The organism is Protofrankia sp. CiP1_Cm_nod3 (assembly GCF_982290655.1).
The window spans coordinates 11,953-13,094 of record NZ_CEVIVD010000139.1 but is presented as its reverse complement, the minus strand read 5'-3'; the positions used below and the strand labels follow the sequence as shown (position 1 = coordinate 13,094).

Below are 1,142 nucleotides of genomic sequence, written 5' to 3'. Positions count from 1 at the left end.
GGGCTGGCGGCGGCGCGGGACGAGTGGGTGTCGACGCGGGCACGGATGATCGCGTTGCAGGAGGAGTTGGACTGGCAGGTCTACCGGCAGTACGGGCTGCTCGCCGACGAGCTGACGCTGCCGGTCGCCGACGTCCCGGAGATCAGGCTGGGTGAGCGGGCGTTCGAGATCGTGCTGGCGCGGAAGATCGCGGCCGGTGAGGAGACGTCCGAGTGGTTCGCCCGGCACGGCTCCACCCCGGTCACCGAGCCGCCCGCGGGCTGGCCGGCGGAGTACCGGGCGCTGGTGGAGAAGCGGATCGCCGTCATCGAGAACGACCGGAACATCGGGCTGATCGAGCGGCCCGAGTACAAGCGCCGCTGGGCCACCGAGGGCTGGGACAAGCTTCAGGACACCGCCCTGCGGGGCTGGCTGCTCGACCGGCTGGAGGCCCGCGAGCTGTGGTTCGCCGACGTCGACGGGATGGTCCAGCCCCGGCTGTGGACCACCGGCCGGCTCGCCGACGAGCTGGCCGCCGACGCGGGCTTCGTCGCCGTCGCCGAGCTCCACCGCCCCGGCGACCCACTGGCGAAGGTCGTCGCCGGCCTCGTCGAGGACGAGCACGTCCCCTTCCTCGCAGCCCTGCGCTACAAGGACTCCGGGCTGGTCAAACGCGCCGACTGGGAGTCGGTGTGGGACCAGCAGCGCGCCGAGGACGCCGCCCCCACCCCGGAGGCGGCCAGGAAGATCCGCGACGCGATCCCCGTCCCGCCGAAGTACGCCCAGGCCGACTTCCGCAAGGCGTCCTACTGGCGGGCCCGCGGCAAGCTCGACGTCCCCAAGGAGCGGTTCGTCTCCTACCCGCACGCCGGCCCGGCCACCGACCCGACGCTGCTGATCGGCTGGGCCGGCTGGGACCACCGCGAGCAGGCCCAGGCGCTGGCCACGCTGATCGTCGAGCGGCAGGACACCGACGGCTGGGGCGCCGAGAAGCTCACCCCGCTGCTCGCCGGCCTCCGCGAGATCATGCCCTGGGTCCGCCAGTGGCACCACGAGGTCGACCCGCTCTACGACGGCTCCCCCGCCGAGGTCTACGACGCCTTCCTCGCCGAGACGATGGGCCGGCACAACCTCACCGCCGACGCCCTCACCGGCTGGCGCCC

The 1,142-nt window shown here is 73.4% G+C and carries 1 protein-coding gene; it reads left to right on the top strand.

Annotation, left to right across the window (positions count from 1 at the left end; genetic code table 11):
* A partial coding sequence (gene pglX, locus AC5LUJ_RS19920) for a BREX-2 system adenine-specific DNA-methyltransferase PglX (RefSeq protein ID WP_493465499.1) occupies positions 1-1,142 on the top strand: 1,142 nt, incomplete at both ends.